The 26,272-nt window shown below is 43.1% G+C and carries 24 protein-coding genes and 1 pseudogene; 11 read left to right on the top strand and 14 right to left on the bottom strand.

The window, feature by feature from the left end; genetic code table 11:
- Positions 1 to 61: 61 nt before the first annotated feature.
- On the bottom strand, positions 62 to 697 hold the full coding sequence (locus AB4375_RS17555; protein WP_029235219.1) for an OmpA family protein: 636 nt from the start codon (positions 695 to 697) through the stop codon (positions 62 to 64).
- A 258-nt stretch (positions 698 to 955) separates the two neighbouring features.
- Between AB4375_RS17555 and AB4375_RS17560 the strand changes: the two genes are divergently transcribed.
- The 6 genes from AB4375_RS17560 (at position 956) to AB4375_RS17585 (ending at position 6,553) form a co-directional block, all read left to right on the top strand.
- A complete protein-coding gene (locus AB4375_RS17560) occupies positions 956 to 1,582 on the top strand; it encodes a thioredoxin domain-containing protein (protein WP_017062641.1) in 627 nt (208 codons plus the stop codon).
- 76 nt (positions 1,583 to 1,658) lie between these two features.
- Positions 1,659 to 2,132: an FKBP-type peptidyl-prolyl cis-trans isomerase gene (locus tag AB4375_RS17565; protein WP_017062642.1), complete on the top strand. Its 474-nt coding sequence runs from the start codon at positions 1,659 to 1,661 to the stop codon at positions 2,130 to 2,132.
- Between the two features lie 172 nt (positions 2,133 to 2,304).
- Positions 2,305 to 2,895: a TetR/AcrR family transcriptional regulator gene (locus AB4375_RS17570; RefSeq protein ID WP_017062643.1), complete on the top strand. Its 591-nt coding sequence runs from the start codon at positions 2,305 to 2,307 to the stop codon at positions 2,893 to 2,895.
- 143 nt (positions 2,896 to 3,038) lie between these two features.
- Positions 3,039 to 4,070, top strand: coding sequence for an NADP-dependent oxidoreductase (locus AB4375_RS17575; RefSeq protein WP_372052151.1), 1,032 nt, complete (start codon positions 3,039 to 3,041; stop codon positions 4,068 to 4,070).
- Between the two features lie 35 nt (positions 4,071 to 4,105).
- Entirely contained in the window at positions 4,106 to 4,726 is a 621-nt protein-coding gene (locus AB4375_RS17580) for a glutathione S-transferase family protein (RefSeq protein WP_017064479.1), read from the top strand.
- A gap of 150 nt (positions 4,727 to 4,876) precedes the next feature.
- Positions 4,877 to 6,553 (top strand): pseudouridine synthase, encoded by a 1,677-nt coding sequence (locus AB4375_RS17585; RefSeq protein WP_372052152.1) that lies wholly within the window; start codon positions 4,877 to 4,879, stop codon positions 6,551 to 6,553.
- Positions 6,554 to 6,719: 166 nt separating this feature from the next.
- Here the strand turns inward: AB4375_RS17585 and AB4375_RS17590 are convergent, their stop codons facing one another.
- From AB4375_RS17590 to AB4375_RS17600, 3 genes are all read right to left on the bottom strand, one after another.
- Positions 6,720 to 7,013, bottom strand: a complete 294-nt coding sequence (locus tag AB4375_RS17590; protein WP_372052154.1) for a YkgJ family cysteine cluster protein — start codon at positions 7,011 to 7,013, stop codon at positions 6,720 to 6,722.
- Positions 7,014 to 7,188: 175 nt separating this feature from the next.
- Complete coding sequence (locus AB4375_RS17595) at positions 7,189 to 8,373, bottom strand: D-alanyl-D-alanine carboxypeptidase family protein (protein WP_017064476.1); 1,185 nt, start codon at positions 8,371 to 8,373, stop codon at positions 7,189 to 7,191.
- 178 nt (positions 8,374 to 8,551) lie between these two features.
- On the bottom strand, positions 8,552 to 9,139 hold the full coding sequence (locus AB4375_RS17600) for a DUF4136 domain-containing protein (protein WP_017064475.1): 588 nt from the start codon (positions 9,137 to 9,139) through the stop codon (positions 8,552 to 8,554).
- Between the two features lie 268 nt (positions 9,140 to 9,407).
- On the opposite strand from AB4375_RS17600, the gene AB4375_RS17605 reads away from it, so the two are divergent.
- Positions 9,408 to 9,662: a YgjV family protein gene (locus AB4375_RS17605; RefSeq protein WP_017068159.1), complete on the top strand. Its 255-nt coding sequence runs from the start codon at positions 9,408 to 9,410 to the stop codon at positions 9,660 to 9,662.
- Positions 9,663 to 9,797: 135 nt separating this feature from the next.
- Here the strand turns inward: AB4375_RS17605 and AB4375_RS17610 are convergent, their stop codons facing one another.
- The 7 genes from AB4375_RS17610 to AB4375_RS17640 form a co-directional block, all read right to left on the bottom strand.
- Positions 9,798 to 11,261 carry a diguanylate cyclase domain-containing protein gene (locus AB4375_RS17610; RefSeq protein WP_372052156.1) on the bottom strand — a complete coding sequence of 488 codons (1,464 nt, stop codon included), beginning with the start codon at positions 11,259 to 11,261 and terminating at the stop codon, positions 9,798 to 9,800.
- Positions 11,262 to 11,556: 295 nt separating this feature from the next.
- Entirely contained in the window at positions 11,557 to 14,724 is a 3,168-nt protein-coding gene (locus AB4375_RS17615) for a chitinase C-terminal domain-containing protein (RefSeq protein ID WP_372052157.1), read from the bottom strand.
- Between the two features lie 232 nt (positions 14,725 to 14,956).
- Positions 14,957 to 15,421: an acyltransferase gene (locus tag AB4375_RS17620; RefSeq protein WP_372052159.1), complete on the bottom strand. Its 465-nt coding sequence runs from the start codon at positions 15,419 to 15,421 to the stop codon at positions 14,957 to 14,959.
- A 118-nt stretch (positions 15,422 to 15,539) separates the two neighbouring features.
- Positions 15,540 to 15,689 carry a hypothetical protein gene (locus tag AB4375_RS17625; RefSeq protein ID WP_017067591.1) on the bottom strand — a complete coding sequence of 50 codons (150 nt, stop codon included), beginning with the start codon at positions 15,687 to 15,689 and terminating at the stop codon, positions 15,540 to 15,542.
- A 94-nt stretch (positions 15,690 to 15,783) separates the two neighbouring features.
- Positions 15,784 to 16,140, bottom strand: a complete 357-nt coding sequence (locus tag AB4375_RS17630) for a hypothetical protein (RefSeq protein ID WP_017062659.1) — start codon at positions 16,138 to 16,140, stop codon at positions 15,784 to 15,786.
- A gap of 213 nt (positions 16,141 to 16,353) precedes the next feature.
- Positions 16,354 to 17,601, bottom strand: a complete 1,248-nt coding sequence (locus tag AB4375_RS17635) for a RidA family protein (protein WP_372052160.1) — start codon at positions 17,599 to 17,601, stop codon at positions 16,354 to 16,356.
- 569 nt (positions 17,602 to 18,170) lie between these two features.
- A complete protein-coding gene (locus AB4375_RS17640; protein ID WP_372052162.1) occupies positions 18,171 to 19,055 on the bottom strand; it encodes an AraC family transcriptional regulator N-terminal domain-containing protein in 885 nt (294 codons plus the stop codon).
- 193 nt (positions 19,056 to 19,248) lie between these two features.
- On the opposite strand from AB4375_RS17640, the gene AB4375_RS17645 reads away from it, so the two are divergent.
- Complete coding sequence (locus tag AB4375_RS17645) at positions 19,249 to 20,397, top strand: iron-containing alcohol dehydrogenase (RefSeq protein ID WP_372052163.1); 1,149 nt, start codon at positions 19,249 to 19,251, stop codon at positions 20,395 to 20,397.
- A gap of 123 nt (positions 20,398 to 20,520) precedes the next feature.
- Here the strand turns inward: AB4375_RS17645 and AB4375_RS17650 are convergent, their stop codons facing one another.
- Together AB4375_RS17650 and AB4375_RS17655 are read right to left on the bottom strand one after the other, a co-directional pair.
- Positions 20,521 to 21,849, bottom strand: coding sequence for a hypothetical protein (locus tag AB4375_RS17650; RefSeq protein ID WP_372052164.1), 1,329 nt, complete (start codon positions 21,847 to 21,849; stop codon positions 20,521 to 20,523).
- 1 nt (position 21,850) lies between these two features.
- On the bottom strand, positions 21,851 to 22,309 hold the full coding sequence (locus AB4375_RS17655) for an SET domain-containing protein-lysine N-methyltransferase (protein ID WP_372052166.1): 459 nt from the start codon (positions 22,307 to 22,309) through the stop codon (positions 21,851 to 21,853).
- A 213-nt stretch (positions 22,310 to 22,522) separates the two neighbouring features.
- Between AB4375_RS17655 and AB4375_RS17660 the strand changes: the two genes are divergently transcribed.
- The 3 genes and pseudogenes from AB4375_RS17660 (at position 22,523) to AB4375_RS17670 (ending at position 25,284) form a co-directional block, all read left to right on the top strand.
- Positions 22,523 to 23,623 (top strand): ISAs1 family transposase, encoded by a 1,101-nt coding sequence (locus AB4375_RS17660; protein ID WP_102319868.1) that lies wholly within the window; start codon positions 22,523 to 22,525, stop codon positions 23,621 to 23,623.
- A gap of 27 nt (positions 23,624 to 23,650) precedes the next feature.
- Positions 23,651 to 24,121 (top strand): annotated as a pseudogene (locus AB4375_RS17665) (amino acid ABC transporter permease); the annotation flags it as partial.
- Positions 24,122 to 24,339: 218 nt separating this feature from the next.
- The gene (locus AB4375_RS17670; RefSeq protein ID WP_372052167.1) at positions 24,340 to 25,284 is read left to right on the top strand and encodes an ADP-ribosylglycohydrolase family protein; all 945 of its coding nucleotides are present in this window, start codon (positions 24,340 to 24,342) and stop codon (positions 25,282 to 25,284) included.
- Positions 25,285 to 25,347: 63 nt separating this feature from the next.
- Here AB4375_RS17670 and AB4375_RS17675 read toward each other — a convergent pair whose 3' ends face one another.
- Positions 25,348 to 26,229, bottom strand: coding sequence for a LysR substrate-binding domain-containing protein (locus AB4375_RS17675; protein ID WP_017062668.1), 882 nt, complete (start codon positions 26,227 to 26,229; stop codon positions 25,348 to 25,350).
- Positions 26,230 to 26,272 lie beyond the last annotated feature (43 nt).

Raw genomic sequence — 26,272 nt, forward strand, 5'->3', positions numbered from 1 at the left:
GATTTTTTATGTCTGTTATTTGGCGTTAATCGCTTCAAATTGGGCGCGAAAGTTCAAACGACTACTTCGTGACAATCAGCATCAATTCAACACGGCGGTTACACGCCTTGCCTTGCGCAGAAGCGTTCGTACAAGCTGGAACATACTCACCGAAGCCACGAGTATAGATGGAACGACTTGATACGTAGTTACTCTCTAATCGAGCCTTCACTTCTTTTGCTCGCTGCTCTGAAAGCGGATCATTGATTCGATCTGTGCCCGTGTTATCGGTGTGCCCTTCAATCACCACATCAATATCTTGGCGTTGAGCAAGGTAGCTGCCTAGCGTATCTAGCCATTGATTATACGCTGGCTCAGGGAATGCTGAACCTGTTTTAAAGTTCACGTGCTGCTCAAGCTTTACCATCACATGGTTACCCGGCAACACTTCAAAATCGATGCGGTTTTGTCTTAAAAAGACTTCCAGTGGGTCGTTAGTCGAAACGCCACGTCCGTAGTTGGTCGTGATGGTTCTGTGTTGATGAGTGCTACTCTGGATAGAGTACCCACGATTGCTTGCTACATGAGTCGTTTGAACCACACCCCATTCAGGATGCATCAAGTCGTAATCGGTTTGTGGTGCAGTCTCTAGCATGTCACCGCCAAGTAAGTCAGTTGGTGACGTGGCTTCACACCCAGCCAAAGCTATGCTTAACATTATCGCTAAATATCTCATTACTTCACCAACCACTCATGCAGATAAACCATTCACTAATGTCTATATCGGCACCGAGGGAAAAACTTTAGACGAAAAGAAAGCAGAACCCAAAAAAGTGCTTTTGATCACAGTTAACCGTCAACTAGCCTGTCATCACCCTCTAGTTCGAACTGTTTGCATTTATTTACCTTATAATTGTTTTCCAATTCGTACTAAATAGTTAGAATCTCACGACTTCTCAACGCTAGAGCAAACATTATGTTTAAACCATTTACTAAATTCATCACAGCACTCGCTGCCGTACTCATTATCGCGGGTTGTAGTGAAACAGACGAGCCACAAAAAGGCGTTCAATACGAAGCGCTTCCTACTGCTCTAACAGAATTTAACTTGTCTCCGATCACTGAAATCTTCTCTCTTAACTGTGGTCACTGCCGTCAAATGGAAAGTGCCATTCCAGAGATTGAATCTCTAACAGACCAAACTATTGGCAAGATGCACGTGACGTTCAACGAAAGCGCTCAAATCAGCGCAATGATCTACTACACAGCAGTGATGCAGCTTGATGCGACGCCTGACCACGCATTCATGGACGACCTATTTGGTGCCGTTCAAATGGGTGCAGATGCAACACCTGAGCAGCGTCAACAAGCACTAGAGACAGCGTTTACTTCTCGTGGTTTGGTTAGCCCATACCAGCTGAATAAAGAACAGCAAGTCGCTCTTTTCGACTACGTTAAGCAAGCAGAAGAGATCTCAGTAAAAGGTCAGATCAACTCAGTACCAACCTTTATCATCAACGGTAAATACCAAGTACTAACAGCAGGTCACCAAGACGTTGCTGGCATTGCAAAAACGATCAACTATCTTTTGACTCAACCATAATCACGGCTTTAGTCAACTGATTAACACATTTTGTATTAACTACGAAATTCAGCACTCAATATAAATAGGTTTTACTATGTCTAAATTTGTCATCCCGGTCATTGTCTTTCTTTTGGCGGGTTTCATGATTTACCGTACTTGGACGAATCATAAGTCTGGCGGAGAAAACTTCGAACAAGGCCAACAATTTCTAATTGAAAACGGCACTAAAGAAGGCGTGATTACGACTGAAAGCGGTCTTCAATACCTTGTTCTTGAAGAAGGTACAGGCACAGAGCACCCAACTAAGAACAGCAAAGTAACGGTTCACTACCACGGTACGCTAATCGACGGCACTGTTTTCGACAGCTCTGTTGAGCGCGGCGAGCCAATCTCATTTGCTCTTAAGCAAGTAATTAAAGGCTGGCAAGAAGGTTTGACTTACATGGTTGAAGGCCAAAAAGTTCGTCTATTTATTCCAAGCACTCTAGCTTACGGTAAAGGCGGTTCAGGCCCTATCCCACCATCATCGACTCTGATTTTTGATGTAGAACTCATCTCTATCAAATAATCGAAGTTACTGATTTAAGCCCCAACATACGCGCTATGTCGGGGCTTTTTTATATCTGAACATTTGAAGCCTCTTTAGATATTGAGCTATTTAGCTACTGTAACAACGACCAAATATACCCTCGAAAACCGACCACTAGACGACTGGTCTAATTTAACTTATAGTACCGCCCATGAACGAAAAAACGAATGACACACGCCTGCATGTTTTAGATGTTGGCTACCAATTAATAGTGAACAACGGCTTTAACGGCGTTGGCTTATCGCAATTGCTTAAAGAAGCGGACGTGCCGAAAGGGTCGTTTTACCACTACTTTAAATCGAAAGAGCAATTTGGCGAGGCTCTGATCCAGCACTATTTTGAGACCTACATCAGCAGAGTTGAAACTATTTTGGTTCATGGTGAAGGCAACCATTACCAGAGAATTGTCAGTTATTTCACTCGATGGTCACAGATTGAAAACGGCACCTGCAATGCTCATAAATGCTTGGTCGTTAAACTCAGCGCGGAAGTTTCTGATCTTTCTGATCCTATGCGCCAAGCGCTATTAAAGGGTGCAGAAAAAGTGACGAATACCATCGAACAGTGCATTGTCGGCGGTATTGAAGATGGCTCCATAAAGGTTGAAGAGAGCCAAGAAGCAGCTCAGAACCTATACTCAATGTGGTTAGGCGCCAGCTTATTGAGCAAGCTGAGCCAAAGCTCACATAGCTTACAGTCAGCTTTGAGCCTTACCGAACGAATTTTAAAAGGTGAAAGCTAATAACGCGCAGCGCGCTTTTTTGGCTTTAACTTAAAAAAATCACCCGCCCTCTTATCAATTTGATGACGGCGGGATTTTTAGACAACAAGACTAGACGACTGGTCTAATTCTAAATGTATAAAATACACAATTAAGGACATCCAATGACTCAACAAGACAATCGCCGAATCGTATTGGCTTCTCGCCCAGTTGGCGCACCGACTCAAGACAACTTCCGTTTAGAGACAATAGCTGCGCCAAGCATCAAAGACGGCGAGATGTTACTTCGCTCAGTTTACCTTTCTCTAGACCCATACATGCGTGGTCGTATGAGCGATGCTAAATCCTACGCAGATCCCGTTGCGATTGATGAAGTGATGGTAGGCGCAACCGTATGTCAGGTTGAAGAATCAAACCACGCTGATTACGAAATTGGCGAGTGGGTACTGGCTTACACAGGTTGGCAAGATCTTGGTGTGTCTAACGGTGAAGGCCTTATCAAACTAGGTAAAGAACCAACGAACCCTTCTTACGCGCTTGGCATCATGGGTATGCCTGGTTTTACCGCTTACATGGGCTTGCTTGATATCGGCCAACCTAAAGAAGGCGACACGCTAGTCGTTGCAGCAGCAACAGGTGCTGTAGGCGCAACCGTTGGACAAATCGGCAAACTAAAAGGCTGTCGTGTTATCGGCGTTGCAGGCGGTCAAGAGAAGTGTCAGTACGCGAAAGAGATTCTTGGCTTTGATGAATGCATCGACCACAAAGCTGACGACTTCGCGGAGCAATTGGCTAAAGCGTGTGACAACGGCATCGACGTTTACTTTGAAAACGTTGGCGGCAAGGTATTCGATGCAGTAATGCCTCTGCTTAACACAGGTGCTCGTATTCCTGTGTGTGGCCTTATCTCTCAATACAATGCGACTTCACTGCCTGAAGGACCAGATCGTATGTCTAGCCTGATGGGTATGCTGCTTGTTAAAAGAATTAAGATGCAAGGTTTCATCATCTTTGATGACTACGCACACCGTTACAACGAATTTGCTGTTCAAATGACAGAATGGTTGTCTCAAGGCAAGATGCACTATCGTGAGCACCTGGTTGAAGGTCTAGAAAATGCGCCACAAGCATTCATGGGCCTATTGGAAGGTCAGAACTTCGGTAAGCTTGTTATCAAAACGAACGAAGCTAAATAAATTCAATAAACTGAACCCGTTAACTAGGTAGAATCATGATTACTTTGCATCACCTGAATAAGTCGCGCTCAAAGCGCATCATCTGGCTATTGGAAGAGCTTGGGGTAGATTACCAAATCAAACCCTACCAACGAGACAGTGTCACTTTTCTTGCACCACCAGAACTCAAATCCATTCACCCATTGGGTAAATCTCCTGTCATTGAAGACGATGGCGTCGTGATCACTGAATCTGGAGCTATCACGGAATACCTAATCGACAAATACGGTCAGGGTAAGTTCGCACCTACACGCGGCACCGCAAACTACGTTGAGTATTCGCAATGGCTTCACTTCGCTGAGAGTTCAGGTATTTTGCCAATGCTGCTTAAGATCTTTGTGATGAAAGACGGCTGCGAAACTAACTTCCTAGGCGGTTATGCAGACGATGAAAACCAAAAGATCTTAACTTACGTGAATAATGCACTTGAAGGTAAAACCTACTTGGTTGCAGACACACTAACAGGTGCAGATTTTATGATGTCGTTCATCGTAGAAATCGTTGGTAACTTTGGTGCAACTGCGCTTTACCCTAACATCGCTAAATACGGTGAACTTTTAAAGAGCCACCCTGCTTACCAAAAAGCTGAGCAAGTAGAGCTAGAACACTCGAACTGATCGAGTTTCACTCAAACACGTGCTTGCTAGAGTAAACACAAGAAACTAAATGAAGCCAAAGCCGATTTATCTTCTGCTTTGGCTTCTCATTTGCCTTGATTTCGACAACAATACCGAACTCTAACTGAACAGCCATAGAGTTTGATCTTAATGCCAACAAACCTCGCTCAATACACACCTCTGCACCTAGCAAACACGAATGTCGATTTAGCGCTACCGACTCGTTTTACGTTTCCGTATTACTATACCCCGCACCCTGTGTGTGAATTCGCTATGCTGCAGCTTCAGCAATCACTTGTCGACTGTGGTGTGAATGAAACCTCGCAAGGTAATCTCTACGCTGTGCTTCTTGTTCAGAATCCAACCACACAAGGGTTAGGTTACCTTTCTGCGTTTTCAGGCTTGCAGTTAGATCCGGCTTTGGTCTCTCAGTTAAACAACATTCACTTTGTTCCACCAGCCTTCGATTCAAAACAGTTTCAATCTCAAAACAGTGCGAACCTTGCTCGACAATTGCAGCTCTCGGACGACATTGAAAAGCTGCAACAGTCGCACAATCTAGACACATTATTGGCCGAGCTTGAAGGGTTAAAAATCGAATCAGCAAAAGCTATCGAAGCCTTTCAGTTAGCAATGGCCGCAAACAAAGCTCAGCGTAACGAACTCAGAGAACAAGCCAATCAAGAAAAAGCATTAGGGAATCTAGAGTCAGCGGCGAATTTGCTCAAACAACTGGGCAATCAAAGTAGCCAAGAGAAACGTGACCTAAAAGCACTTCGTATTGAGTGGAAACAGAAGATCGCAGAGCGCCAATCACAAATTGATTTGATTGAAAGCGAACTGAAAAACCGTAAGCAAGATCACCAAGCAGTTTCACAACAGTTGGAAACTCAACGCCTCTCTCACTATCGCTTTATCAATCAAGCCAAGCAATCTAAGAATTTACTCGAGTTGCTCGATGGTAAAGACGCGCTTGAAGGCTCTGGTGACTGCTGCCTACCAAAGCTGCTTAACTTCGCCTTTGAACACGGGTTCAAGCCGTTAGCTTTGTCTGAATTTTGGTGGGGATTACCGCCTACAGACATCATTCGACAACACGCAAACCTCTACCCTGTTTGTCAGAGTAAAAGCTTTGAGATCCTCGAACACCAGTTAAGTGGCATAGAGCTAGAAGATAACCCGCTTATCGTGAACCCTGCGGTTGGTAAGTCTTTTAATATTGTTTATGAAGACGATGAAATCGTAGTCGTCAATAAGCCTGAAGAGTTCTTGTCGGTTCCCGGTAAGTTCATCGAAGATTCAGTTTATACCCGCATAAAAGCGCGTTACCCGGATGCGACTGGTCCTTTGATTATCCATAGGTTGGATATGTCGACGTCAGGTTTGTTGATCTTGGCGCTCACGGCGGAATCAAACAAGCATATTCAGAAGCAGTTCATTAATAGAACCGTAGAGAAACGCTACACCGCTTTGTTAGATGGCGAGATAACGGGCGAACCTGGCAATATCAGCCTTCCTTTGCGCGGCGACATCACGGACAGACCAAGACAACTGGTTTGTCACCAACACGGCCGAAATGCAGAGACCCATTGGCAAGTGGTTAGCACTCACAATGGCAAAACCAAGGTTCACTTGTACCCTAAAACAGGGCGAACCCACCAGCTGCGAGTGCACTGTGCTCATCCATTAGGGCTTGGTGTACCTATTCGTGGTGACGACTTATACGGATACAAACGCGAACGCTTACACCTACACGCTGGCTACTTAAAGTTGATTCACCCGACAACCGGTGAATGGATGGAGTTTGAAGTGCCTTCTGAGTTCTAAACTCTAACTTATCGAGCTAAGACTCTTATCTCACTCAATATTTGGTCTCATAAAACGCATCAGGTTTCTACAACGGCTTAAGGTATAGAACCCTGATATTTAATTTTAATGTGATTATCACAGTTCATTAGCGTACTTTAGTTACTGAGTTCAATACTGCAGACGCCTAGCCCATTACGTCCTTGCGCTGATCAACGCATTCATAAGAGCCCATTTCGAACTCACGACAGATCCATGGTCGGTTTTCGTAGATAGTACACATCAGTGTTTCTCTATCTACCGCAGAACACCAGCCGTCGTCTAAGCGCTTCATGGTTTCACCGCCCCATTCATCATAAGCGATGTGCTCTTCAGGTACGCCCGTATCTGTGATGATCATAACCTCTAAACGACAACAGCATGCCTGACAATTTGCACAGGTTACTTCGGGTTCGGTTACGTTCTTTATATCTATGGTCATAAGTGACTACACTGCTAAATTTTGCGTATAGTAATCGAAACCGCCCGCTACGGCTAATAAAGATAGTGCGGCGCGGCGTTTTCATTGATGTAGAAATAACAAAGGGCGCTGTGATTCACTCACAACACCCATAATATTTCGACTTTTCAGCGCGGCTTATCGCCACAGGCTCTATTTAGAACAGGCTCGCGAAGAACAGCTTAACGTAGTCTATTAAACGTTTGAACAAACCGCCCTGTTCAACCGCTTCAAGCGCGATCAAAGGCTGAGTTTGAACATCTTCGCCATCAACGGTGTAATGAACCACACCTAGAGTTTGACCTTCTGCAATTGGCGCTTTCAGTTCAGAGTTAAGCTCGATAGATGCAGTCAGCTTTTTACTGTCTGACTTAGGCAACGTAATGAACGTGTCTTCTGCCACACCTAATTTCAATGTGTCTTGCTCACCAAACCATACCTTCTCTTCAGCCACTTGATCGCCGCCTTTATGCGGGTTTAGTGTATCGAAGAAACGGAAACCGTAGCTCAACAGCTGTTTGCTGTCTGATTCACGGCTCTTAACGCTTGATGCGCCCATCACAACCGCGATAAGTCTCATCTCACCTTGTGTCGCTGAACTCGCCAAACTGTAGCCAGCACCAGAGGTGTAGCCCGTTTTCATGCCATCAACGGTTAAGCTTCTATCACGCAACAAGCCATTACGGTTATGTTGAGTGATGCCGTTGTAACTGAAAGAGCGTTCGCTGTATAAGCCATACACATCCGGTAAATCACGAATAATGGCACGACCGAGTAACGCGATATCGTAAGGAGTCGAATAGAGGTCGTCTGCATCCAAACCATGTGCATTGGCAAAATGGGTGTTTTCTAGCTTCAGAGAGGTAGCCCAAGAGTTCATCAGGTCAACGAATGCATCTTGTGAGCCTGCAACATGCTCTGCAATCGCAACGCTAGCATCATTACCAGATTGAATAATCAAGCCACGATAAAGATCCATCATTGCTACATCGGTGTTTACTTCGATGAACATTTTTGAAGAGTCTGGGAAGTTCTTCGCCCACGCGTTCTCACTGATTCGTACCTGATCATCAGCAGAGATGTTGCCTCGCTTCATCTCTTGACCTGCCACATAGCTGGTCATCAGTTTGGTCAAGCTTGCTGGGTTTAACTTCGTATGTGCGTTTTTTTCTACCAGCACATCACCAGAATTAAAATCAATTAACACATACCCTTTTGCGCCTAGGCTAGGTGGGCTTGGTACTATAGAAGGTGCTGCGATAGCTGCATTACTTACCATCGCGGCGTTACTTACAATGAATATACTTAATAGAGGGAGAGAGTATTTGGAAAACAGTTTCATTGAATCAAACCTAAGTTAACGTTTTGAGCAGTATAGACAAATACTAGCAAAAGAAGCGCGAGCTTTACGTTGCTTTACGTATTTGTACCATTCGTTACAAATAAAAAAGTATAATCTGCGATCTGACCATATTTTCCACAACTAATATTTACTCCACGAATGCATTCAACGCCTAATGCTATCGCTCAGGCATGCGTCTAAATAACATTTCAACAAAGCCAGTAATACGCTGTTTGCTCTCGCTTGGCTCTAAATCAGGTTGGATGCCAGACTGTGCTAATGCTTGCCATTGTACGACCTCTGAGTTAGGTACGAAAAACGCAATGTACAACGACCCTTTCTCCGCGACTTTACCTTCACCATCGTAAAATGGCACACCAGTAGATAGCTTAATCGCATCGAAGATAGACTCATCGTTCAGTTCCGATTCTTCCGCTAATCCAAAGCCTACAACAACATCACCGACACCATCCTGCTTTAACTGATAACCTTTACTTGAGAGCTGTTCTTGAATCGAATCACGCACTAAATCGGTTACCACGGTTTCATCGTATTTTTGAGAAAGGTAAACCTTTTCTGACTCAGGGTGCCAGGAGTACGTCATCACGCCGTGTTTCATGAAACCAAAGTCACCGCTAGTGACCACACCATAATTGTGTGTGGGTGGTATTTCTTGCGTAGAGCATGCGGTCAGCCCAATAGCCATCAAAGCCAATAGTGCTGCTTTTTTTATGCTTTTTGTTGCACAAATGGATCGTTTTATCATTCGAGGCTTCCTTACCTATATAAGAATAACTATCAATTCAACCTCCAACATAAATAGTAATTATGTTAATAGAAAGGTCATTAAACGTTTGCGTAATCGCTAACCTTCACCTCTGTCTGTTTTGGGGGTTTAATCACAAAAACAGAGTTGGTATAGTTCTCCCCGTTAAACAAAACCAGACCATTCGAGGCACGGAGCTTCCTCAATCATCTCATGAAGAGAAGAATTGGTACCGACAAAGTATCGGCAAATTTAAGAGGGTCAAACAATGGAATTCAATATGGTTGAAATTTTAGGTTACGCTGCGTCTATTATGGTCGCAATTTCATTAACAATGAAAGATATCGTTCGTCTGCGTGTCCTTAACTTTATTGGCTGTGCACTCTTCACAGCATACGGCATCATGATTGACGCATGGCCAGTTGCAGCCACCAACGGCTTTATCGCTTGTGTAAACATCTACTTCCTTGCAAAAATGCAAAAGGAAAAAAAAACGGAAGCGATGAAAGCAGCGAAAGCTTAAATTAACGATTAGCCTTTCAAATAATTCTGAAAAAGCCCAAATAGAGCGATCTATTTGGGCTTTTTTGTGTTTGTCGTTCTCAAGAGCTCGATTTGTGTGAACAAAACTTTTCAATTCAATGAGGCTTTCAACCGATCACATGTAAGCAACGTGATATTCGTTGTCTCGATACGCTTGAGTGTTGTTACGTCCACTCTCTTTTGCTTGATAAAGCGCTTTGTCGGCTTTATCGATAGCGGTTTCAATGTCAGTCAGTGCTTGAGCATGGCAACAACCAGCGCTGATTGTTACTGGCGACACTAAGCCTTGAAGTTGCTCAACACATAACCGTAACGCCTCTGATAATTCGAATAACTCATGTTCATCACAATCAAACGTCACCAAAATAAACTCTTCACCGCCATAGCGTGCAATCAAACGACGACGGTTAACAAATCTCTTCAGTGATTTTGCGACCTCACAGATAACCCTATCGCCTTGAGCATGACCATATTGATCGTTCACCCGCTTGAAATGGTCAATATCCAGCAAAATGACACCGACATTTGTTAGCGGATAAGGCGACCTTTGAGTAATTTTCAGTTTTAGCTGTTCGATAAAACTCCGTCGACTAGGAAGCCCAGTAAGGTAATCGAGGCTTGCCACATCCAAGATTCTAAGATGACGATGCCGCAGGTAAAGCACCAACACGACAATAATGCTCAACAAACTTACAACCAAAGCCATCAAGCTAATAAACAATAGGCTATGATTTCGATTAAGCTCTTGCTCTAAGATACCTGCAGAAATGACCCAATTAAGATAAGGGTAAAACTTATAGAAGATTTTTTTGTTGGTCGTGCCACTATCACTGGAAATCGAGTAACTGAATTGACCTTCTGGTTTGGTGGCGATTCGATCAATAAGCAGTTCAGACGAGTAGCCTATTAAGGATTTCAATGATTTGTGCTCATAATCTGGAGGAAGCACTAAGTTACCCTGCAGATCGACAATGTACACATATCCGCTATCACCAAACGCATACTTTCTAAGTTTATCTTTTAAACCTTCAAGGTCGACCAAATACATCAATTCTTCTTTATAGGTCGTCGCAACCAAAGTATTACCACTCGGTAGCCTCATCGAATAAGCGACTTTGGCTCTGCGGCTTATCTCATGAGGGTTAGCGTGAAAGTACTCGATCATGCCAGAGTCAATAGTGAGCTGTTTTTGGATATGAGTAAAATGCCCACGCTTCTGACCTTGCAAGAATGGATGGTAGAGATGGACGCCTTGGGGTGACATCAAATAGATATAACCCGATTGTCCAATATGCAATTCACGGGCAATTTGGCTTACCTGTTCAACTTCTTGTTCTGGCGTGGTATGCCATACATGAGACGCAACGGTATCCGTAATTCCTTTAAGATATGTCTTTATCGCCTCATTAACTGTGGTGTCGACAATATCGTAACTCGCGTTCACAATCGTACGAAAAAACAGTTGGTTAGATTCCAACAATGACCTTTCAGTTCGATTAAATTGAAAGGCAGAAAGAATCATCGACACGACGGCGAGCGCAATTGAAAAATTAAGAATGTATTTACGTCTGACTTTCAAGATTACCCCGTAGATTTATAATTTCAGGTAACGCTGTGACTTCTCTTATATACAGACTGTTTTATATCATGTTTTTTATTTTTTACTGAACGAGTGTCGATATTTTTAAGGGTTTCTATACGTAATCTGTGACTTATAACAAAAACGCCGAACTGGATTCAGTTCGGCTTTTTGATTTTACGTCTAGATTGATTACTTAATTGATACTAATTCCTGATAAATAGACTTAAAAGCATTTGTGTTTATTACCTATTACTACACTCTATTGTCTATAAATAGTTTGCTTAGCATTAAATTAAGAACAAACTTGAGTCCAGCTACCATCGCTACCCGGTTCAGAACTTGTCCACCAGTTTGCTTGGTAAACACTACCGTTGTGAACCACTTGGTCTCCTGTGTTTGCATGGCTTGGGTTACCTGCCCAATCTTTCTGAGGTAAGTCTGGGTAAACCGCTAAACCTGCCGTATCACATGTACCTGGATTGGTGCCACCATCGCCAGGGTTACCGCCACCTGAACTGATATCACCTAATGGTAGATCTGGCTGCTCGAAGCTAAACGCGTAATCAACGCCACCGACATTCACCGCGTAGTTAGCAGGGCCAGAAATTGGCAAGTAATACACCATGTCTAACTCATACACACCGCCAGCAGGAAGCTCTTCCCATGTAGGCAAAATAAACGCCACTCGGTGCATGGTTCCATCTAGTCCACCGATGTTATCCGCGCGAGTATGACCTGAAGCAATCACGGTCAAACCACCACCCGATTGATCTTTCGCGTTATCAGGTGCAGATACTGGGATATCGAATTGGAACTCAGTTCCACCCGGAAGAGCTTGCCCTGTGTTGTTCGTGAACGTGATCTTAGGGTTGATTGGGTAGTTTTGGTCACCGACTTTGAAGCCACCAACCGATACCGCGATATCTAGCGCTTCTGTTGGAATAGCACCCGTCGCTACTTTGTTTCCATATGGTGTTGCAGACTTAAACTTATCGTAGATAGCTTTCGTCATGGTGTTACCCATGTGGAACTCACCGTTACCGCTGTTACACGCTTGCTCAGTCGTATCGATAGAGCTTCGGTTGCCATTCGCATCGAGAACATAACAGTTATAATCCCCTGCTAGTTCCCAGAACATAATGCCGCCGATCTCTTTGTCGATAACGTAGTCCGCTTTCACGTCGATAGACTGTTTATCTTCTGTTGAAAGGAATACGCCCTTCTCTGCGTTCCACAACCAAGGGGCAACCGCCACACTGTCGTAGTTTCTCGTGTAAGTGCCCGTTAGAACATCTGAAGGATCATTCACAGGATCAAGCTTGTAAGCTTCAGCGTAAGAGCCCCAAATACCCTTCTCTAGGTTCTTCGCGTGCCACATAGGGTTAGAACCCGCGCCCATTTCGTTACCTTTTGGATCGGTATCGTGCCACATGTTGTCGATACCAATAGCGCCATGGCCACAGTTGTTTTTCTCGCCTTCACCCGTACCCGCTGAACATTCAGATTGGTTTGGCAGTGCTGCTCGGCCCCAAAGACCATTCTCACCACCCGTTACGCCTTGCCAACCACGAGTGTAGTAAGGCACACCGATGTTAATACGGCCTGCTGGCATAGAACCACGGAAGTAATGGTAAGCCCAATCCGTGTTCAGATAACCAATACCACCGTAAGCCGCCGTGTCGTATACGTTCCACTGCGCTAGCTCTGAATCTTTACCCGTATCAAACAAGGCTGCGTTATGACCTACGTGATCGTTCCACGCACCGTGAAGGTCGTAAGACATGATGTTTACGTAATCGAGGTACTTGGTTACATCGAATGTTTCCATACCGCGTAATAGGTAACCAGAAGAAGGCGCTGCGATCGTTAACATGTAGTGATTGCCATCTTGCGCAGACGCCGCATCGAGCTTCTCACGTAGCACTTTCATCAACACTTGGTACGACGCCCACAGGTATTGACGACGCGGCTCCATGAAGTCTTTGTCGTATGGGTTACCTGCGCCAGCCATAGAAGTTGGGTATTCGTAATCGATATCTAGACCATCGAACTGGTACTTACGCAGCATTTCGACCGCTGAAGTCGCGAATGTTTCGATACCTTGATGGTTGATAGAACCATCAGCATTGGTCGTCATGGTGTAGAAACCACCATCAGCCACGCGGCTGCCATCAGTCGCGAAGTGACCACCTGTTTCAGCCCAACCACCGATTGAGATTAACGTTTTCACGCCGTGTTTTTTCTTCGCTGTCGCTAATGCACCGAAGTGACCTTTGAAGCCTAATGCCGGATCAACTTCCACACCCGGCCACTCTTTACCAACCGCTGCGTTATTTGGATCGTTTACATCACCGACGTTTACTTTGCCATCTGAACCGATGCTCACGAAAGCGTAGTTAATGTGTGTGAGTTGTTCCCAAGGAATATCATTTACTAGGTAAGCAGCTTGTGGGTCATCCCCTGCACGCCAACTTGTGAAGTAACCAATGACACGACGGGGATGGTCTGCACCCATTTTCTCACGGCCTTCATCATCGTAAATTGTACAGTAAGGAACATCGACACCTTGAGTTTGATATAAGCCATCAGGGCGACATGTGCTCACTGTTGGAGCGCCGTTCACGGTCAAAGATGCCAACGCAGAATCTGCAGTCGCGCCTTGGTCGTCTGTTGCTTTCGCGTAAACCGCTAAAGAACCCGCTTGAGTTGTTGTGTAATCTAACGTGTAAGGGCTCGTTGCAGCAGTGCCCACAAGAGCACCCGCTACGTAGAAATCAACCTTATCAACCGTGCCATCGCTATCTGCTGCCGTTGCTGTCAGTGTGACTACACCACCAACATCAACAGATGTCACTGAAAGTGCAACTGAAACTGTCGGTGCTTCATTCCCTGGTTGTGCTGAATCAACAGAAACAGAAACCGCACTTGCAACACTTGCTGCGCCTTCATTATCCGTTGCAACAACAGAAACCTGATGATTACCCGACGTTGCAGCCCAAGTCGCTTCGAAAGGTGCCGCTGTGACTACCGCAACAGATGCGCCATCAACAAAGAACTCAACCGAAGCCACACTGCCATCAGAATCTAGTGCTGTTGCACTCAATACAACATTATCGCCTTCAGTAATCACGTCAGAAGCAGAGGGTGCCGTTAATGAAGCCGTTGGTACTTCATTTGGCGTACCGCCACCTCCGCCACCACTACACACATCAATCTTTTTCCATTGTGCATAGTCACCCTCAAATTGGCTCGGGTTGTTATTTTGATTCCAGTAATTCGCTGAGTACGCGCTGCCGTCATGTGAAACCTGATCACCACCGGTGTACACCGTGGCGGAATCCCACGCTTCTAACGTTGAACAATCCACAGCCGCGTAGCTGTTGAACGCCATTAAGCATGACGCGGTGAGAGTACTGAGTGTAAAAACCTTCTTGGCCACTCTTCCTTGGTTTAGGTGCATGTTAGCTGTCCCTTAAGTTATTGTTTCAAGATGCTTAATTTAAGTGTCATATTTCTCATTACTTAAATCTCTTCGCAAAACAACTGTAGGTAACAGTGCCAATTTAACACCTAAAATATTCGATATTTATAAAATGACTCGCATTAATTTGTTTATAGCATGCAATGAGTCGACACTTATTTTGCACGAACAACTAATATTAAATTTATTTCGGTACGCTAAAAAAATACGGTTACGGTAAACCTCTCAATTTCTTAGCAGGATTGCCTGCATAGATACCTTTCTCGGTGATGTCTTTTGTCACCACACTGCCCGCACCGATTACCACCCCTTCGCAAACACTGACAGACAACACTGTCGCATTAGAACCGATGGTAACGTTATTTGCGATAACAGTTCGCCCCCAACTGTCTGGGTTTGGATCTGGCTTGCCCTCTTTGAATAAGTCGTTGGCAAACATGACTCCGTGACCAACAAAGCAGTCACTTCCAATGGTCACATACTCACAGATAAAGGTGTGAGATTGAATCTTGCTTCTCGCACCTATCACGGTGTTCTTTTGAATCTCAACAAAGGGGCCAACGAACACATCATCTTTAAGCTCACAGCCATAAACGTTACTTGGCTCGATGATAGTGACATTCTCGCCACAGGTAATATCAGTAATCTGTGACTTTAATACTCTTGGACTTGCCATACTTCACTTCCTCTCGACATTAGCGTCACAATTCAACCTAAGAGATTGTGCCGTAAGCATTAAAGTGCAGCAAATAGATATGTTGAGAGTTGGCAATGGATCAGAAATTCTGCATAAATTAAAACAGTCCCACCAGCACAACTGACAACAGCACCCCACCGATAAAACTTGGGGCGTGGAATGGCTGAGCTTTAGATCTAACGTACTCTTTTTGAAGGTCTTCTTGGTAAGTTTTAACGGCGAGTTCTTTTATGTAGTTATTTTGCATAATAAGCTCCTTCTTAATCAGTAAGAGAAGCTTAAGACTTGAAGTTAGGTTGAGGTAAAGCAAAAAATCAGATTAATTGAACACTTTATTTTTGTTACTCGAGGATTACCCTGAACACATCGTTATTCACGCCGCCAACATCTACTAACTCTCCCGGTTTCATTAGAAGCGAGGTGTTAAGCTGTCGTGTTGAACGTGGCTCTTTTGTTTCTCGAATCACTAACATATCGACAAAATAGCCAGAGTCTTTCTTTGATATTGAGCCCGAAAACGTAACGCTTTCAACCCTATCGGCAAGGACTGAATTGAATGTTTTATCCTCTAAAACACCTGCGGCGATGGATGTATCACCATAAAATAGCGTGATGGTTGTTGGGTCGGGTACCAACTCTTGATTGGACGAACACCCTATTAGGGTAAGGCATAGCAGTAAAATGGCTCGAAATTGCATAAACTGGTTTTCTTTATTACGTTAAGCGTCTGTTTTTCATATTAAAACACTTCAACCTTATAAATACCATGTTTACGGGATAAGCTTAGGTGTGTCGCTTCGATGGACTTGAGTAATGAAGTGAACGGATCAGATCTCGGCCTGTTGAGTTTGCTCCCTATTTGGAAGCTAAACCGAGATCTGATCGATATTATCGAGAAGGGTTCAATTGATTTATGCAACAACGTCTTGTGGAGGTGTCCCTTCACAGTTAGAAACGACAGCATCAATTTGTACTAAAGCATTCATTGGGATTTCTGAAACCCCTACTACCGTTCTTGCAGGCAGCTCAGCATTAAAGAATGTGGTGTAGACTTCGTTTACCACATCAATATCTGAAATATCCTTAAGTTGAATATTAATTTTCACCGTATCGTCCATGCTATGGTCAACGCTTTCAATTATCGCCTTAATATTGTTTAAACATTGTTCCGCTTGTTCTTTTACCCCGCCAGCAACGATTTCATTTGTTTTCGGATCTAGAGGTAATTGGGCTGAAATATGATTGTAGTGAGAGAAAGCAACAGTATGCGAATAAGGCATGAATGGTGCAGAAACAGTATTATTGGTTTCAATAACCAGTAAGCGAGTGTCTTCTGGTAATTGCGGCAGTGTACCGTCGCCATGTGAAATGGATGTATCAATTTGAATTAAAGCACCCATTGGTAATTCAGCTGCGTTAACAACAGTACGAGCAGGAACGTAGCTTGGGAAGAATTTAGCACATACTTCATTTACCACTTCCGCATCTGCGATATTTTTTAGGTAGATAGTCGTTTTAACCACATCATTCATGACGTGTCCGATGCTTTCTAAAATAGCTTTAATGTTTGATAGACATTGCGCTGTTTGCGCTTTGATACCACCATCAACCAACTCACCTGTGGCTACATCTATAGGCAACTGAGCTGAAAGATTGTTGTAGTGAGAAAAGGCTGCAGTCTGCGTAGACACAGCACTTTGAGGTGCGTTATCCGTATTTCTTGAGACCTTAATTAGCGCGCAAGGAGCTTGTGGTTTAGTGCCTTCACCGTTAGAAATGAGAGCATCCATTTGAACCAGCGCATCGCTGCTTGGCAGTGCAGTGACACCCACGACAGTGCGTGTTGGAAGGCTGTTGTGGAAGAAGTTTTTGTAAACTTCATCAATAGCATCGATATCAGAAATATTCTTAACGAAAACATTAATCTTCACGACATCATCCATAACATGGTCGATGCTTTCAACAATCGCTTTAATATTATTCAAACATTGTGCTGCTTGATCTTTAATATCACCGATGACTATTTCACCCGTTTTAGGGTCAATCGGAAGTTGAGCAGAAAAGTTATTATAATGAGAAAAAGCGACCGTTTGTGTAGATACAGAATTAATTGGTGCGTTTTCAGTGTTTCTTGAAATTTTAATGATATCGCTACTCATCGGTATTATCCTTTAAATAAAATAGGTATACGTATTTATATTTAACAATCGTATTTGGAAGAATGATTAAAGTAGCGCCATGTTAAGTGAATTATTTTAGGGTAAACGTGATATCCATCAGACTCTCAGTTGACTATAAATCAGCAAGTTACAGAATAATTAGTCATCAAACGACTAATTATCCGTCGTACTAGGCTTTATCAACTGCTAAATTATCTTTAATTTTAAGTCTATTCAATAATCCTGAATACTCTCTCTGATAGTACGGTGAGTAATTCCAGAATTTTAGATAATATTTGATAGGTTGTTCACACAAAAACTTCGTTAATAGCTAAGTTAGTGATTTTCTCCCCTATACCTGTGCATAAACTCTTAGGCTATTTAATTAATTATTTTCGAGAGCTTATTTTATATAAGTACGTTAATAATATATTCGAGAATCAAATACCTACAATCTGACAATGCCTATGATTAGATACATTTACTCATATAATTCAACAAATATGAGCAATCGTCACCATAGCTTTTGGCATTATAGCTCTCAACACATAGTTTCGTTGAAAGAAGAACTAAACCGCTCTTGGAGTAGTATTGAAGTGGCGCTTAAATTCGCGGCTAAATTGAGATGGGCTGGAGTAACCGACTCGACGTGCAGCATCACTAATACGAAGGCCTTCTAGTTGAATCAGCTCTTTCGCTTTGTTGAGCCTAACCTTTTTCAAATATTGCAGTGGTGATTCAAAAGTGACATTACGGAATGCATAGTGGAAGGCAGACACGCTCATGTTGGCTTCGTCAGCCAGCGATTGAACAGTGATGGTTTGGTCGTATTCTTCATGCACTTTAGACAGCGCTTTAGCGACACGTGCGTAATGGCCATCATGATGAGCTAAATCAAACAGCACACGCCCTTCTGAACCGGTTAATGCGCGGTAGACAATCTCTGTCACCATCGCATCGCCCAATATGTTGGCCTCAATGTCGCAATGCAGCGTTTTCACCAACCGGGTAAAGCTCTCTAGCATTTGCTTTTCCATCGGCGTCGATTCTAAGCCACTCGAGTTCTGTTTATGCTTGTTGCAGTAGCTCTCTAGAAAGCCTTGGTCTTCGAGCTTTTTGACTAAGCTATGCAAACGTTGAGAATCAATGCTTATCGACAAACCAAGCAATGGTTCGCCATTAACAGGCAAGGCTTCGCACTCTAACGGCATTGGCACACCCACCACAAGATAATCACCTGCAGCGTAAGTCACTGGCCTTTCACCAATGTAGATGTTCTTTTTGCCCTGTCCGAGCATGATAATGCCAGACTGGTAAGTAAATGGCTGACGCTGATTCCCGCCACTGCTTCGATACAACCACACACCGCTAATTTCAGTTTCTCTGATCCCTTCAAGGTCATCCCAACCTTTGTGTTCAACATAAGACTGTAATAACTGAGCGAGTGTTTTCATAAGTGGCGACTTTCCATTCTAAGTGCTAAGAGTAAGTAAGCTAAAGCAGAGGAAGAATATCAAGTTTGTAGAAATAGGCAATTTATTTGGAGGAACAGCTCTTCATTGACCTAGATTACTGTACTAATATGCAAATATAGAAATTGAGCAATAAACCAAAATAACAAATTTCGCTTTACACAAGGAATCTCTGATGCAATTTACTTACGTTAACCCTACTGTTATCCATTTCGGCCAAGGCCAAATCAACGCTATCAGCCAAGCGGTTGATACTTCGAAGAAAGTACTGGTCATCTATGGTGGCGGTTCAATCAAGAGCAACGGTGTTTACGACCAAGTTGTAGAATCTTTGAAAGATCACTCTTGGATCGAGTTCTCTGGCGTTGAAGCAAACCCTACCAAAGAGACGCTAGACAAAGCAGTCGCTCTTGTTAAAGAAGAAAACGTAGAATTCATTATCGCTGTTGGCGGTGGTTCAGTAATCGACGGCTCTAAGTACGTTGCTGCAGCGGCTAAATATGACGGCGACGGTTGGGACATCCTAACGGGCAAACACCAAGTAACTGAAGCGACGCCAATCGGTGCGGTACTGACACTTCCTGCGACAGGTTCTGAATCTAACATGGGTGCGGTAATCACGCGTAAAGCGACTCAAGAGAAACTGGCATTCATGAACCCTGCAGTACAGCCTAAGTTTGCGGTTATGGACCCAGATGTAATGAAGTCTTTACCTGAGCGCCAGCTGATCAACGGATTAGTTGATGCGTGGGTTCACGTATGTGAGCAATACATCACGATGCCAACAGACGCAATGGTTCAAGACGGTTACGCAGAAACACTGCTTAAGAACCTACTTGTACTGGGTAAGCAATACGACGAGCGTGACAACGACGCATGGCGTGCAAACCTAATGTGGACAGCAAACCAAGCGCTTAACGGCCTAATTGGTACGGGTGTTCCTCAAGATTGGGCAACTCACATGATTGGCCACGAATTCACAGCACTATGGCACGTAGACCACGCACGTTCGCTTGCGATTGTCCAACCTTCACTACTTCGTAACCAAATCGAAGCAAAACGTGGCAAGCTAGAGCAAATGGGTCGTAACGTATTTGGCCTAGAAGCGGGTGCTGATTTAGCAGAACGCACAATCGCTGCAATCGAAGCGTTCTACCACAGCCTAGACGTAGCAACCATGTTTGACGGCTACGAAACAAACAAAACAACGGCGATTGACAATGTTGTCGCTCAACTTGAATCACACGGCTACCTACAACTTGGTGAGAATCAAGCAATCACGCCAGAGAAAACACGTGAGATTCTAGAGTCTGCGATTCACTAAGAATCGGGAAAATAGAGAGAAAGTAAAGATAGTGGTCATACAACGATGAATTTTCACATCTGACTGAACCCATTACTTTTTTCTTTCGTACAACAGAAGCAGCGTTCATTTTGAGCGCTGCTTTTATTTTTTAAATATAGCATTGTATACCATAACAAATATTAAAATAAGAATCAGCAATGGCAACCAAGTATTTATAATCAGAAGTAACACTTTGTCAGTATCACGTGTTAAACCTGTTGTTTGAACAAAGCCTTCCAGCTTGGAGAGTGATAGGTAGTCGACCCAAATACTTATAAGGCCAAGACTTTGAATACATGATATCACAAATAATATAGTATTCTGCCTGCGATTCATTTTTTCCATTTTTCTTTGGTAGGATCTTTCAATAAACTCTTTAAATGAAGATACATAACAATTAACTTCATCTAAAGATTCCTTTATCGTCCATGCTGTTTCAATTTCAGAAAACACCAATTTACTATCTGATTCAAAATACATTTTCATATCTTGGTTATGTATTCTAACCAGTTCAAACTTGTTTATATATTCATCTATAATTTGAGCTGAATTTCCATTTGATAACTCGCCAAGTAGGACCTTCCTATTAAGGAGATCCATAACTGTCGTAAATTGATGGACAGAACTCCACATAAACTGAGCATGATATAAAATCGGAAAGTATCTATAATAATTGTCAAAGTTACTTGATATAATAGTATGAAAACGGCCATGAAAAATAAACTCTATTTCACTATTCTTCAAAAGGTATATTTGGTTGTTTTCCACCCTTTCAGCCATTTGATTGGAGTTTGAAATTTTATTTCTATAATTTTTCTTATTTTCTTCCGATATACCGTTTACTAGTAATGATATATTCCCTGTGTTGTCATATATACTAGGAAGAGCAGTACCTGTCGATTGAAAACCGAAGATATAATTAATTCTATGTAAGCACCTATCTCGTATCTGACTAGCCCAACTACCAATTAAGCTATTCTCATCCTCTTTTACTAGTAACTTTCTCACAACATTATAGAAATTATGCCTATATTCATGGTCATAACCAGTATCGTTAAACAGTTTTTCGATTATTTCCTCATCTATATTAAATGAAAACTCATAAACTATAGTTAAGCTCGAAACACGCTCATCAAATATCAGATCAAAACCTACTGAATTCAAATCTAGATATTCGAATAGAGCGATTTCCCCATATACTTTATATATCTCAGATTGCAAGTCATCAACGAGAAATTTAGAGTTAACCTCTCTCTCAGAAAGTAGAGACTTAAAGTGATTACAACGGTAGTGGGTTTTATCAAATGCCATTATCCAAGGGGTAGAAACTTTCCCATAATAACTTTCATTTATTTTCTTATTAGATATGACTTTGAATGCTTCTAATGGTATCTCTATTGGCTGAACGCACATCACAGTGAAGTTAACCATATTATAGATAATCTCCCTTAATTCCATTAACATATATTTCAGGAAGACATTCCATCCTATAATCTAAAAAAAGCTCTTCTCCGTCATTTATATCTCTAACAGCGACAATAGATAAAGAATTATTTTCTATTTCTAAATTTGGAACGCGATGATGATTTATATATGAGTATTTCGTTCTTAATGGCCTTACAAGAACTACACTTTCTTCAAGGTAATTACACTCCATAAAGAAATAATCATAATAATCTTTAATATCCTCCTTAATATTATACTTAATTTTTTCCCAGCTATCTAAATTAATTCTTTGACCATCAAGAGTCCCTAGAGAGTTTCCCTTACTAATATTTCCTTTAGCGAACAGGCCAAATCCGTGAGTACTCGATCGAGAAATGAAGGTCGGATTTAGATTATCCACTGTGTTATTTACGACAAAATCGATATCATTAGTTACGCTGTTCATAGCTCAATCCTGCTAAATTTAACTTTATCTACATGATATCATGTAGATTATTAATTAATTTAACGGCAGCTCTAAAGCGTGAAGCAGAGCAGAAAGTCGAAGCAGCTTCACATTACTTGGTTTAGAAAGTATCTTGCGTGAACACCAGGGCGGGATCGCACTTTGTTAACAAATATGATCTAATAGTGCTAAATCCACAATCACACAGCCATTTTGAACTTAATCGAACACTTATCAGTCGTCCAAGACACTCGGTCAGACATTAATCAGAAGCATGATCTTATCGATGTCATGTTCCTTGTAATTAGCGCCATCGCATCTGGATGTGAAGGATGGCAAGATATTGAATTGTTTGGGAAAGACAAACTAGATTGGCTGAGAAAATACAGAACATTTGAACATGGTATTCCACGTCGGCATACAATAGCCCGTATTTTACGTTCAGTTGTCGCAGAATCTTTGCTAGAGGCATTAGCCCTGTGGATTAACGAGCAACGCACTAGTCAACACAAGCCGATAATCGCATTCGATGGAAAAGTGCTGCGTGGCTCATACCGAAATGACAAAAAAACAGCGTTACAATTGGTTACCGCCTACGACACTGAACGTGGCCTCGTTTTGAGTCAAAAGCCGACTGAGAGCAAAAATGGCGAGATCAACGTTGTACGCCAAATGCTTGATGTTATTAACGTAAAAGGCAGTGTCATCACCATTGATGCCCTGCATTGTCAGCGCGATACGCTCGAGAAAATTGCAGAGAAAAAGGCTCACGTTGTTGTTCAAGTGAAGAACAACCAGCCCAAATTGAGAGTGGCTATTGTGGAGCAATTTCAAGCTGTCTTTGAAGCAGGTAAAGAGAAAATAGTTACCGAAATCAAAGAGAAGCACCATGGCCGCAGTGAAGAAAGATATGTATTTCAGTTAAAGGCTAAGTTACCTAAAGAGCTTGCGGAGAAATGGCCGACAGTACGAAGCATCATTGCGGTGGAGCGGCATCGAGTGATCAACGGAAAAGGAAGTGTAGACACCTCATATTACATAAGCTCTATGTCGCCGAATCACAAAATGCTAGGCCACTACATTCGTCAGCATTGGCGTATTGAAAACAGCCAGCATTACGTATTAGATGTTGTTTTTAAAGAGGATTACTCACGGATCACGCTAGATGGTGCTGTAGAAAATATAGCGTTGTTTAGACGCTTTGTGATGAACATGCTGAAGCAATGCGAATGTGGTGCACCAAGCCAAAAAGTGAAGTTGAAGAAGGCTGCTTGGAACGATGATTATCGGGCACGAGTCTTCTTTGGGTTATAAATTGAACAAAGTGTGCTCGCGCCCTGGCGTGAACACAACGGCGAGATTAACGCTGTTCAAGATTTCCTGTTCGGCCCAGCTAACCTTTGGGAAAACTTGGCGTCTGGTGTTATCTGTATTGGCTTGCTCTCTTCTGCTTATATTGCTGAAGTGATTAGAGCTGGTTTAGAAGGTATTCCAAAAGGCCAATGGGAAGCGGCCGATTCATTGGGTTTGTCTGCCCTATCAAAATATCGATTTGTGGTTGGCCCGCAAGTATTAACGGCCATCACACCGCCTTTAGCAGGTCAGGCAATTTCTCTAGTAAAAGATACCTCGATTGTATCCCTGATTTCGATTCAAGAGATGACATTTGTTGGCACTGAAATGGCGAACTCTTCCGGTTTGATCTTCGAGATCTGGCTGATTGTTGGTGCGGTTTACTTCGCGTTATGTTTCACCCTTTCACGTATTTTCAAAGTCATTGAACAACGCTCGAGTGTTTACCTTAACCGCTAGTGTCATTGTTTATTTAGACGTGTATTCAAGCGTCTGTTAGATGTCAACATAGCCACCTAAGTCATAATATTCATCCACTTACCCTGATTGGTTTAACTCATTGACCAATCAGGATTAATTGCTTGAAAACTCTCTACTGAAACACAGCAAACCCATCATTTAGTCACTATACTTGAAGTATCAAATTCCATTGGATCTTCTCAAGGACTTCACTCAGCATGGACAATCATAAAGAAAGAGCTTTTTACGCCGTTGTTGGCGCATTGGTTGGAGACGCCGCTTCCATGGGGCTGCATTGGTTGTATGACCAAGAGAGGATCTTGCACGTGGCGGGTTTTGAACCAGAATTTCGCTCACCGAATCAGTTCGATTATCAAGACAAGGGCTACTTTGCTCACCAAGGAAAAACCGCAGGTGAACAATCACAGTATGGTGCTCAGCTATTGGCGATGGTCGACAGTTTAGTCGACAACCAACAGTACGATGAAGCGAGCTACATCAAGCACTTCCGATTCTGGTTTGATTTTGGTGGTAGTTGGCGAGGCTATATTGATAAAGCGACTCGTATGAGCTTGTTGAACATCCATCAATTAGAATTGGCAAATGCCCCGATTACTGCCTGTGGCGCGGATGATACACAGCTCCCCGCAGTCTCAAAGATCATTCCATTAGTGGCGTGTATTTACACCTCTCACACCTTACCTGCAATGGTAGAGAGTGCGGTACGAGTCACTAATAATAATGATAAAGCGGTAGAGTGGGCACAAGCCATCACCCTACTGATTCAAGCCGCGATACAAGGCAATTCACCATTACAATCAGTAGAGATGGTACGACAAACCTGCAGCAAGTTTATACACGATCAAATCGATGAAGCCCTCTCAGCGCCTGAGCTTTCAATAACAGATGCCGCGAAAAAGTTCGGGTTGCATTGCGAATTGAGTGCCGCGTTCCCGCTGCTGATTCGCATCATTGCTGGCGCTCAGAGCTTTAAACAAGGCATTCGCGACAACATCTTATGTGGTGGTGACAGCTGCGGTCGTGCGATTGTAATTGGCGCGGTATTAGCGGCGTGTTTCTACGAAGGAGATGGCGAAATTCCAACCGAATGGCTAAAACAAGTCGAACTCAATGGTGGCGTGCTGTCTTTGCCTATTGAGTGATTTCCACAACAACGAACTAGAGCCTGACATAAGACAAGCACACTTCTAGGTCGGATGTCGTTCCTATAAAGTTGGAACACACTGCGATAACTCATTCTTCAGCCAAACAACAAACGGGCTTTCTGGCTCTTCATGGTTGCTATCTTGCGTGAGCAATATGTACTGGTGACCAGAAGGTACGAAGCCAAACGGCGCGATCAAGTTACCTCTTTCAAGATCGTCGGCGACAAGTGGATAAGACCCAAGCGCTATGCCTAACCCATCGACAGCCGCCTGAAAGCAAAAGTAGAAGTGTGCAAATGTTTGGTTCGCTCGAGCTTTTGACCACTCTCCACCATTAACTTTATCTATAGTGATAGCACCCCAATGACTCCAAGCACCTGGCCGTGTACTGCTGTGCAGTAATTTCACATCATCTAAGTTATCTTTTACCTGCTGCCAATAACCCGGGGAACACACAGGGCCTACCCACTCTTCAACTAGTGGTATCTGTTCGTAACGCTCGGTTAATTTAAAGTCATCTCGGCGAATCGCCATATCGAGCCCTGTCGCATTCAAGTTCACAGGCCCACCAGCAGTCGACAATCGAACATCAATTCCGGATTCGTTATAGAAATCACCGAGTCGAGGCATTAACCAACGCATGGTCAATGTGGGTTCGCATGAAACTTCCAACGCTTGATGATTCAGCTGATTAAGCTTATGGACTCCAGTCTCCAAGGCTTGGAACGCTTGCTCTGTGTAACCTTTGAGTAATTCCCCTTCTTTGGTGAGACACACATTCCTGCCCTGTTTGTAGAACAAAACTTGGGATAAGTGATTTTCCAATACCTTGATCTGCTTACTCACCGCGCCATGTGTGATATTGAGTTTATCCGCCGCTTCACTGTAACTACTCGAATGCGCTGCTACGTGGAAAATATGAAATGCTTTCAAATGTCTCATGTGTGATTTTTTCTCACAGATAGGTGGAATTCATTTCGATTAT

The sequence above is a fragment of the Vibrio sp. 10N.261.51.C6 genome, assembly GCF_041471785.1.
Classification (GTDB): domain Bacteria; phylum Pseudomonadota; class Gammaproteobacteria; order Enterobacterales; family Vibrionaceae; genus Vibrio; species Vibrio crassostreae_C.

What these genes read in the sequence shown, in the direction of transcription:
- AB4375_RS17670 (WP_372052167.1), top strand. Translation starts at nt 24,340, where the DNA reads ATGGACAATCATAAAGAAAGAGCTTTTTACGCCGTTGTTGGCGCATTG.
- AB4375_RS17675 (WP_017062668.1), bottom strand. Translation starts at nt 26,229, where the DNA reads ATGAGACATTTGAAAGCATTTCATATTTTCCACGTAGCAGCGCATTCG.
- AB4375_RS17600 (WP_017064475.1), bottom strand. Translation starts at nt 9,139, where the DNA reads ATGATAAAACGATCCATTTGTGCAACAAAAAGCATAAAAAAAGCAGCA.
- AB4375_RS17565 (WP_017062642.1), top strand. Translation starts at nt 1,659, where the DNA reads ATGTCTAAATTTGTCATCCCGGTCATTGTCTTTCTTTTGGCGGGTTTC.
- AB4375_RS17555 (WP_029235219.1), bottom strand. Translation starts at nt 697, where the DNA reads ATGTTAAGCATAGCTTTGGCTGGGTGTGAAGCCACGTCACCAACTGAC.
- AB4375_RS17655 (WP_372052166.1), bottom strand. Translation starts at nt 22,309, where the DNA reads ATGAACAGCGTAACTAATGATATCGATTTTGTCGTAAATAACACAGTG.
- AB4375_RS17560 (WP_017062641.1), top strand. Translation starts at nt 956, where the DNA reads ATGTTTAAACCATTTACTAAATTCATCACAGCACTCGCTGCCGTACTC.
- AB4375_RS17585 (WP_372052152.1), top strand. Translation starts at nt 4,877, where the DNA reads ATGCCAACAAACCTCGCTCAATACACACCTCTGCACCTAGCAAACACG.
- AB4375_RS17645 (WP_372052163.1), top strand. Translation starts at nt 19,249, where the DNA reads ATGCAATTTACTTACGTTAACCCTACTGTTATCCATTTCGGCCAAGGC.
- AB4375_RS17605 (WP_017068159.1), top strand. Translation starts at nt 9,408, where the DNA reads ATGGAATTCAATATGGTTGAAATTTTAGGTTACGCTGCGTCTATTATG.
- AB4375_RS17595 (WP_017064476.1), bottom strand. Translation starts at nt 8,373, where the DNA reads ATGAAACTGTTTTCCAAATACTCTCTCCCTCTATTAAGTATATTCATT.
- AB4375_RS17625 (WP_017067591.1), bottom strand. Translation starts at nt 15,689, where the DNA reads ATGCAAAATAACTACATAAAAGAACTCGCCGTTAAAACTTACCAAGAA.
- AB4375_RS17575 (WP_372052151.1), top strand. Translation starts at nt 3,039, where the DNA reads ATGACTCAACAAGACAATCGCCGAATCGTATTGGCTTCTCGCCCAGTT.
- AB4375_RS17615 (WP_372052157.1), bottom strand. Translation starts at nt 14,724, where the DNA reads ATGCACCTAAACCAAGGAAGAGTGGCCAAGAAGGTTTTTACACTCAGT.
- AB4375_RS17590 (WP_372052154.1), bottom strand. Translation starts at nt 7,013, where the DNA reads ATGACCATAGATATAAAGAACGTAACCGAACCCGAAGTAACCTGTGCA.
- AB4375_RS17570 (WP_017062643.1), top strand. Translation starts at nt 2,305, where the DNA reads ATGAACGAAAAAACGAATGACACACGCCTGCATGTTTTAGATGTTGGC.
- AB4375_RS17620 (WP_372052159.1), bottom strand. Translation starts at nt 15,421, where the DNA reads ATGGCAAGTCCAAGAGTATTAAAGTCACAGATTACTGATATTACCTGT.
- AB4375_RS17580 (WP_017064479.1), top strand. Translation starts at nt 4,106, where the DNA reads ATGATTACTTTGCATCACCTGAATAAGTCGCGCTCAAAGCGCATCATC.
- AB4375_RS17650 (WP_372052164.1), bottom strand. Translation starts at nt 21,849, where the DNA reads ATGGTTAACTTCACTGTGATGTGCGTTCAGCCAATAGAGATACCATTA.
- AB4375_RS17635 (WP_372052160.1), bottom strand. Translation starts at nt 17,601, where the DNA reads ATGAGTAGCGATATCATTAAAATTTCAAGAAACACTGAAAACGCACCA.
- AB4375_RS17640 (WP_372052162.1), bottom strand. Translation starts at nt 19,055, where the DNA reads ATGAAAACACTCGCTCAGTTATTACAGTCTTATGTTGAACACAAAGGT.
- AB4375_RS17630 (WP_017062659.1), bottom strand. Translation starts at nt 16,140, where the DNA reads ATGCAATTTCGAGCCATTTTACTGCTATGCCTTACCCTAATAGGGTGT.